We start from the raw sequence: 7,991 nt of genomic DNA on the forward strand, positions 1-7,991 counted from the left end.
GAGTGTCCGCGATTACCGCGAAGCCGTCTTCTGCCCCGGCCCCTGCAGGAGGATGCGGCGGCCGAAGGCGCGGTCCACCCGGCCCAGGAACTCACGGAACTGGGGGTACTCGTCCGCCTTGATGCGGGCGACGGACAGGGCCACCTCGCCGTCGGCGATGAGGGCGCCGTTCTCCACGCGGTAGCTGAGCTTCACGCGGCCGAACTTCGTGGTCTCCTCCACCGCCTGCGGCATCTCCGCCACGGTGTAGCCGCCGGGCAGCGTGTAGCGCAGCTTGAAGGTGTTCACCCAGGGGCTCTGCATCACCAGGTCGAAGCGGCGCTCGGCGAGCGACGCGTACGCCTGCTGATACGTGCGCCCCGTGCCGAAGGGCAGGAAGCGCAGGCTGCCGCCGGGCAGCACCTCCGCGTAGCGCGGGATGCCCATGCCGAAGTCCAGCGTCACGTCGTCGTCCAGGCGGGTGGTGTCGCTGAGCTTCACCTCGCGCACGGTGAGGCCGGGGAAGCTCTGCGCCCACGCGCGCTCGAAGGTGGACTTGCGCGTGGACTCCGGGCGGTAGGCGCGGCGGTACTCCGGCGCGGACTGGCCGGACACGCTGCTCTGCCCCTTCACGTCCGCGCCGCCGTCAGGCCGCAGCGCGACGTCCATGGCCAGCGTCGTCTTGTTGTCCTCCGCCTTCGCCTCCGGCGTCGTGAGGAAGTTGCTCGTGCCGTTGGGGTCCACCACCAGCACGTTGGCCACGCGGTCCGCGCTGGGCAGCTCCTTCGCGCCGTGGAACTCCGCGGTGCCGTCCAGGTACAGGTCGAACTTCGGCACGTACGCGATGGCGTGGTTGAAGGCCGCCAGCGACGCGGGCTCCGCGTCCAGCGCGCCCAGGTTGCGCATGCGCAGGAGCACCAGCCGGCTGTCCACGCCCGCCACCTTCAGCATGGAGTGGATGAGGCTCGCCTTGTCCTTGCAGTCACCGAAGCGGCGCGCGAGCACACGGTCGACTCTGTAAGGCTTGAAGCCGTGGATGCCGAACTCCAGCGCCACGTAGCGGGTGTTGGTGACGACGAACGAGTAGATGGCGCGCACCACGGCCAGCTGGTCCTTGCGGTCCACGCCGGTGAGCACCTGGTCCACCGTCGTCTTGAGCTCCGCGTTGGGCTGCAACTGGTCGCGCACCAGGCCCCACCAGTAGTGGCCCACCTGGTCCCAGGTCTTGTACGTGGAGATGTGCAGGTTCTGCGCGACCTCCGCCCAGCCCGGCATGCCCGGCTCCGGCACCACCTTGGAGACGTGCTTCGCGCCGAAGCGGTACACGGTGCGGCCGGATTCCGGCGCCTCCTGCTGCTGCTCCACGCCCGCGAGGCGGCTCTTGTTCCAGTACAGCGGCCGCTCCTTGGGCATGTCCACGACGTACTGGAAGCGCACCTTCGGGTAGACGCCCTGGACGCTCTCCACGTCACCCCAGTAGTCCGACAGCAGGTTGTCCTGCGCGGTGTCGTCCAGGCGGTAGGTGAGCTCCAGCGTGTCACCGGCGGCCAGCGACGGGAACGACAGGATGCGCGCGCGGGCGTCGTAGTACATGCCCGTCCACGGCTCGTTGATGTTGCGGTCCGCGTCGCCGTAGCTGTCCACCACGGAGCCGTCCGGCTTCGTCACGCGGGCGCGCAGCACGCGCACCTCCTGGCGGTCCGGCGAGTACGTCACCGGCACGCTGCGGAACGCATCCACGCCGCGCTGGTTGTACACGCGCACCACCATCTGCTGCATGCGGCTGGACAGGCCGCTCTTCTGCACGCGCACGTAGGTGTTGTCGACGAGGTAGAGGGCGTCCTCGTTCATGTAGCCCTCGGCCTCCTTGGACAGGGGCTTCGCGTCCACCAGGTACTGGGTGCCCGCGCTCTCGGACTCACCCTTGAGCGTGCGCAGGGCCTCCTTGAGGCCGGGGTTCTGCGGGCGCAGCTGGAGCGACTTCTCGAAGGCGGCCAGGGCGGGCTCGCGCTGACCGGCGGCGAGCAGCGCGCGGCCCTCGCGCTCGTAGACCTCCGGCTCGTCCGGGGAGAGGGCCTTGGCCTCCGTGAAGAGGACGGCGGCCTCCTCCACGGCGCCGTTGGCGGCCTTGAGCTCCGCCAGGCGCACGCGGCTGCCGTTGTCGAAGGGGTTCAGGTCGGTGAGCTTCGCGTACTCGCGCTCGGCGGCGTCCACCTTGCCCGCGTCCGCGAGCATGGAGGCCAGCTGGCGGCGGGTGTTGGCGTCGTCGTAGCGCAGCGCCAGCACCACGCGCATGCGGTCCATGGCCTCCTGGTCGCGGCCCAGTTGACGGGACGCGGCGGCGGCCACGCGCACCACGCGGGGCACGCGCGGCTGCTGACGGAAGGCCTCCTCCACCAGCGCGTGCGCCCGGGCGCGCTCGCCCAGGGCCTCCGCCGCGCGGGCGAGCAAGAGGCGCGCGCCCGGCACGTTGCGGCCGTCCTCCACCTCCATCAGGGGGGCGAGCAGCGGCTGCACGCGCTCCGGGTGGCCGCGGTCCAGCTCGTGGTCCGCCAGCGCCAGGCGCGCCGGGGCGTAGGTGGGGTCCGCCTTCACGGCGGCCTCCAGGAAGCGGCGGCGCTCGTTGAGGTCGTCCGTCTGGGTGTTGGCGGCCAGGTGCTGCAGGCGCGCGTCGTTGGGGGCGGTCTCCGCCGCGAGCGCGGCCTCGGCGCTGGCGGTGTGCTCGCGCTCGTCATACGCGCGGAAGAAGGACAGCACCTGGGCGTAGTCGCCGCGCAGCTGGGCGTCGTCCGGGTTCTTCTCCACCAGCGCGCGCAGCGACGAGGTCAGCGTGGGCAGGGGCTGCGGCGCGGGCGCGGGCATGCGCTCCAGGGCGGGGGCCTTGGCCGGCAGCGAGGCGCGGGCGGACGCGGACTCCGAGCGCAGGTAGAAGCCCAGCGGGCCGGACTCCTGGCACACCTTCACCAGCACGCGGTTGAGGCCCTTCTTGAGCTTCACCGACACGCGCGTCTGGTCCGGGCGCGGCAGGTTGTAGCGGTCCTCCTTGGAGGCCAGCTGCCCGTTCACCCACAGGCGGTAGCCGCCGGAGGTGCCCAGCGCCAGCGGCACGCGCGTGTCCTGCGGCACCTCCAGCCAGGTGAGCGCGTACGCGACGGATTCCTTGTTGGGGCGCACCGCGGTGGCCAGGTCCACGTAGCCGTCCGCGGAACTGACGGACAGCTTGCGCCAGGTGGCCTCGTGGCCCTTGGCGCCGGGGTAGCGCGCGGTGAGGTCCAGGTTGGCGGCCTCCGGACCGAAGTCCGTGTCGCAGCCGGCCTTGCCCTCGTTCTCGAAGCCGCCCACGACGTAGTAGTCGTTGACGAAGCCCAGCCACTGGCGGACCTCGTTGGCGCGCACCATCCGGCCGCGCGAGCGCTCCGCGTCCATGAGCAGGATTTGAGCGGTGGTGCGCGTGTTCACGTCCGACGAGCGGCGGGACGCAATCTGCTGGTAGGTGCTCACCAGGGGGGTGAGGTCCTCCACGTCATCCACCAGCGCGTGCATGCGCAGGAGGGCGGCGGCGCCGCGCGGCGAGTTGGCGGCCTTGACGGCCTCGGCCGCGTACTCGCGGGCCCGGTCGTCTGCGTTCGGCTTCGCGAGCCCCAGCACGGGGCAGGTGAGCACGACAAGTGCGGCCAGCGATGTGAAACGCGACATCCGTTCTCCTCGAAGTTCGACGGCGCCCGGGGGCAGGCAGGGGGCGGTGACGCCAGTGAACAGGCGGACCCGTCACGGCCTTCCCCTGCATGTGGCCCCGGACGGCGGGCAGGCAACCCATCCGCGCCCCACTCTATGCCGGACCGGTGTGGGGCGGGGTGGGCCCGTGAAGGCCCGCGCGCGAAAACGCACAGGGCCGGCGCGGGCTCATGGATGCCCGTGCCGGCCCCGGTGGGTGTGCGTCCCCGTTGGGGGGATGCGTCAGTGGAGCTTGTCGTAGAGCGCGTTGACGAGGCTGCCGTCATCGCCGCTCAGCTCCCAGAACATCGCGCCGCCCAGGCCCTTGGCCAGGATGTAGTCCGACTTGGCGTTCATGCTCTGCACGTCGTCGTAGGCCACCCACACCTTCGTCGTGGGGCTGTAGAGGTAGGCCTGCTTGCTCTCCGGGTGGAAGAACTTCGAGTAGCCGGAGCCCGCGCGCTCGTAGTTGGCCTTGAGGTCCTTGTAGTCGAACACGCCGGTGAGGCCGGACTGGCCGTCATCCCAGGTGCCCTTGGTGGGGACGCCGGACTGGAACAGGCCGTTGTTCACGTTGGGCACGTTGCCCCAGCCGCGGCCGTAGAAGGGCACGCCGACGACAATCTTCGAAGCGGGCACGCCCAGCTGGAGCATCCTGGCGATGGAGCCGTCCGTGTAGAAGCCGTCGTTGGCGCCCGGGTCGCCCGTCACGCGGTTGAGCGCGGAGTGGAAGTTGACCGTGCTCTCGAAGGCGCCGTGGTAGTCGTAGGACATCACGTTGATCCAATCGAGGATGCCGGCCAGCTTCACGGTCTCCTGCTTGTTGGCGAGCAGGTCCGGTGACGCGCCCGACGCGATGGTGAGCAGGTAGGGCTGGCCCGTCTGCGAGGTGACGGCGGCCAGCTGGGTGCGGAACTCCTGCATGAGCAGCGTGTAGTTCACCTTGTCCGCGGGGCTGCTGATGTTGTCCGGCAGGCCGCCGCCGGTGGGGTACTCCCAGTCCACGTCGATGCCGTCGAACACGCCCACGCCGTTGGCCGGGGTGACGCCGGGGAACTGGCCCTTCACGTACAGGTCCACGCAGGACTTCACGAACGCGGTGCGCGACGCGGCGGTGGCGGCCACCTGCGAGAAGTACTTGGACCAGGACCAGCCGCCAATGGAGATGAGCAGCTTGAGGTTCGGGTTCGTCTTCTTCAGCTCCTTGAACGCGCGGAAGTTGCCGCGCAGCGCGCCCGGGTCCCACTCACCGGGGTAGCCGAAGCCCTTGTCGATGTCCGCGAACGGGTCGCCGAGGATGCACTTGCCGTCCGGGGAGATGTTGGAGAACGCGTAGTTGATGTGCGTGAGCTTCGACGCCGGGACGTTGGACACCTGGTAGTTGCGGCCGTAGATGCCCCACGCGGTGAAGTAGCCGACGATCTTCTTGCCGCCCGGCGGAGGAGGCGTGCCGGGCAGTTCCACCTCGACGCTCACGGTCTTGGTGCCCACGTTGCCCGCGGCGTCGTACGCCTTCACGGTGTACGTGTACGTGCCGTTCTGCCCGGAGCCGGAGAACCCGCGCGTATAGGACGACGCGGTGGCGACGAGGGTGCCGTTCTCCAGGATTTCAATCTTCGTCACGCCCACGTTGTCCGTGGCGCTGCCGGAGATGGTGATGGAGCCCGCGGCGGTGACGCTGGTGCTGCTGCTCGACGCGGTGACGACGGGGGCGGTGGTGTCGCCGCCGCCCGTCACGGGGCCCAGGTCCAGCCACAGCGCCGCCACGGCCGTGGGCGTCCAGTCCGCCTGGGACGTGTGGGCCTGACGGCATTCATAGACGCGGCCTTCATAGGTGACGCGCGTGCCCACGGAGTAGGCGACGCCCACGGCCCACGCGGCCTCCAGCGGTGCCTTCGTCACGCTGCCCGGACCTTCGGCTTCGGGAGCGGAGGACTCCTGACCACAGCCCGCGACGGTCAGCGCGGACGCCACCAGGCCCACAATCCACTTGCTACGACGCATTCGTGTTCTCCTCGCCTGCGGTACACGCGGAAGGAGTCACGCACCCATTTTTCCGGGTTAATGGCTGGCTTTGGATTTCGGCTGTCCGCCCACCCATGTGCTGTGGACGGAAAGGTCCGGCATCAACAGCACGAGGTCCGCGCGATGGCCGGGCGCGATGCGGCCCCGGTGGCCATGCAGTCCCATGAACGTGGCGGGATGGAGCGACGCCATGCGCAGCGCTTCCTCCAAGGGGACACCGAGCGCGTGGACGCAGTGGCGCACGGCCGCAGTGATGTCGATGTCCGCGCCCGCGAGCGTGCCGTCCTCGGTCTCCAGGCGGCCGTGGCGGCGCAGGATGGTGCGTCCCTGGAGGGTGAAGGACGTGACGGGCGTGCCGACGGGCGGCATGGCGTCCGTGACGAGGAACACCTTGCCCGGCGGTTTGACCTTGAGCAGCAGGCGCAGGTTGTCCGCGTGCACGTGCACGCCGTCCGCGATGACGCCGCACCACGCGTCGTCATGGGTGAGCGCGGCGGCGACGGGGCCGGGCTGTCGGTTCATCACCGGGGGCATGGCGTTGAACAGGTGCGTGAAGCCGCGCACGCCTGCGTTCAGGGCCTGCGAGGTGCGCTCGCTGGTGGCGGCGGTGTGGCCCGCGCTGAGCACGACGCCGGAGGTGACGAGGCGGCGCAGGGTGGCGTCGTCCACGCACTCGGGAGCGAGCGTCATCAGCACCCGGCCTCCGTGCGCGGCGAAGCGGCGGGGCAGGGCGGTGAGGTAGTCGAGGTCGCGCGGGTCGGGCGTGCGGATGAAGGCCGGCACGTGGACGCCCGCGCGTTCGCGGCTGATGAAGGGGCCTTCCAGGTGGATGCCGAGCACGCCGCCGCCGGGGCGCGCGGTGGCGGCTATCGCGGCCTCGCAGGCTTCGCGCATGCGGGCGGCGTCGTCGGTGATGAACGTGGGGAGCAGGCCCGTGGTGCCGCACGTGCGCATGGCGGCGGCGATGGCGAGCGCGGCTTCTTCGGTGGGCGTGTCGTTGAAGAGCACGCCGCCCGCGCCGTTGACCTGCACGTCCACGAACCCGGGGGCCAGGAGTGTGTCACCTGGCAGCGTGTGCACTGTGGCCCCTGTGGGAGCTTCGGCCTGGGGCACCACCGCTCGGACGGTGCCGTCCTCGATGACGACGGCGTGACCTTCGAGGACCCGGTCCCCGGTGAAGACGCGAGCGCCCTGGAGAACGGTGGGCATCACACGGTCTCCGTGACCTTGCGCAGGTGCGCGGGCGCATCCGGGTCCAGGCCTCGCGCCGTCGCGAGTTGGTGCACCGCGAAGTAGAAGCTCTGCACCTGGCACAGGGGCGCGAGCGCCGCGGGGAGGTCCGGCAGCGTGGGCAGGGATTGTGCGCCGGGGACGGGCAGGGCGGAGTGGATGTTCGCGCCCAGCTCGACCATGCGCTTCACGACGTCGCGCGTGCCCTGCGCGGCGTTGTCCTCCTGTCCCAGCGCGAGCACGGGGAAGCCCGGCCGCACGAGCCCGAGCGGACCGTGGAGGACCTCCGCGGTGCTGAAGGCCTCCGCGTGCAGACGGCAGGTCTCCTTGAGCTTGAGGGCCATCTCCAGCGCGGCGCCCAGGCCGCTGCCCCGGCCGACGACGTAGAGGCTGCTGACGTCCTTGAGCGTCGCGAGCGCCGGCCACCAGTCGAGCTTCCCGGCGGCCTCCAGCGCGTCCGGGAACCGCCGGGCGGCGTCATGCAGCTCCGCGGAGTCCGACCAGTGCGCGACGAGCTGGAGGAAGGCGAGCCCGGAGAGCAGATAGGACTTGGTGGCGGCGACGCTGTGCTCGGGGCCGGCGGACAGCGGGATGCGCACGTCGCACAGCGCGGCCAGCGGTGACGTCTCGTCGTTGATGAAGCCGAGCACGACGGCACCTCCTGCTCGGGCGGCCTCGGTCATGCGCAGGAGGTCGGGGCTCTGGCCGGACTGGGACACGGCGATGAAGAGCGCGTCGCGCAGCTCCAGGGAGCGCGTGTTGTAGACGGACGCGACGCTGGGGCCCAGCGAGGCGACGGCGCGGCCCAGCGTGGTTTCGATGAGGTACTTGCCGTAGACGGCCGCATGGTCGGAGCTGCCCCGGGCGCAGGTGACGACGAAGCGGGGAGGCGTGCGGCGCAGGCGGGCGCCCAGGTAGGCGAAGGTGTCGCGGCAGCGCTCGAGCTGCCGGCGGGCAGCGGCCGGTGCCTCGGCGGCCTCACGTGCGAGGGCGGGCAGGGAGGAGTTCGTCGGAGTGGAGTCCACGCGCAAGGGGATAACAGC

The 7,991-nt window shown here is 70.8% G+C and carries 4 protein-coding genes; all 4 read right to left on the bottom strand.

Going from position 1 to position 7,991, the window contains the following annotated elements; translation table 11 throughout:
• Window positions 1-12 precede the first annotated feature (12 nt).
• The 4 genes from D7X55_RS08610 to D7X55_RS08625 all read right to left on the bottom strand — a co-directional run bounded on the left by D7X55_RS08610 (window position 13) and on the right by D7X55_RS08625 (window position 7,985).
• The gene (locus D7X55_RS08610) at window positions 13-3,675 is read right to left on the bottom strand and encodes a DUF3857 domain-containing protein (protein ID WP_121722770.1); all 3,663 of its coding nucleotides are present in this window, start codon (window positions 3,673-3,675) and stop codon (window positions 13-15) included.
• 261 nt (window positions 3,676-3,936) lie between these two features.
• Entirely contained in the window at window positions 3,937-5,697 is a 1,761-nt protein-coding gene (locus D7X55_RS08615; RefSeq protein WP_121722771.1) for a glycosyl hydrolase family 18 protein, read from the bottom strand.
• Window positions 5,698-5,754: 57 nt separating this feature from the next.
• Entirely contained in the window at window positions 5,755-6,927 is a 1,173-nt protein-coding gene (gene nagA / locus D7X55_RS08620; RefSeq protein ID WP_121722772.1) for an N-acetylglucosamine-6-phosphate deacetylase, read from the bottom strand.
• The gene (locus D7X55_RS08625; RefSeq protein WP_121722773.1) at window positions 6,927-7,985 is read right to left on the bottom strand and encodes an SIS domain-containing protein; all 1,059 of its coding nucleotides are present in this window, start codon (window positions 7,983-7,985) and stop codon (window positions 6,927-6,929) included. The genes nagA and D7X55_RS08625 overlap by 1 nt, the downstream gene beginning before the upstream one ends.
• Window positions 7,986-7,991 lie beyond the last annotated feature (6 nt).

Origin of the sequence: Corallococcus sp. AB049A (assembly GCF_003668885.1) — a bacterium.
GTDB classification, from domain to species: Bacteria; Myxococcota; Myxococcia; order Myxococcales; family Myxococcaceae; genus Corallococcus; species Corallococcus interemptor.

Coding starts and splice junctions, on each gene's coding strand:
- D7X55_RS08615 (WP_121722771.1), bottom strand. CDS start 5,697: ATGCGTCGTAGCAAGTGGATTGTGGGCCTGGTGGCGTCCGCGCTGACC.
- nagA (WP_121722772.1), bottom strand. CDS start 6,927: ATGCCCACCGTTCTCCAGGGCGCTCGCGTCTTCACCGGGGACCGGGTC.
- D7X55_RS08610 (WP_121722770.1), bottom strand. CDS start 3,675: ATGTCGCGTTTCACATCGCTGGCCGCACTTGTCGTGCTCACCTGCCCC.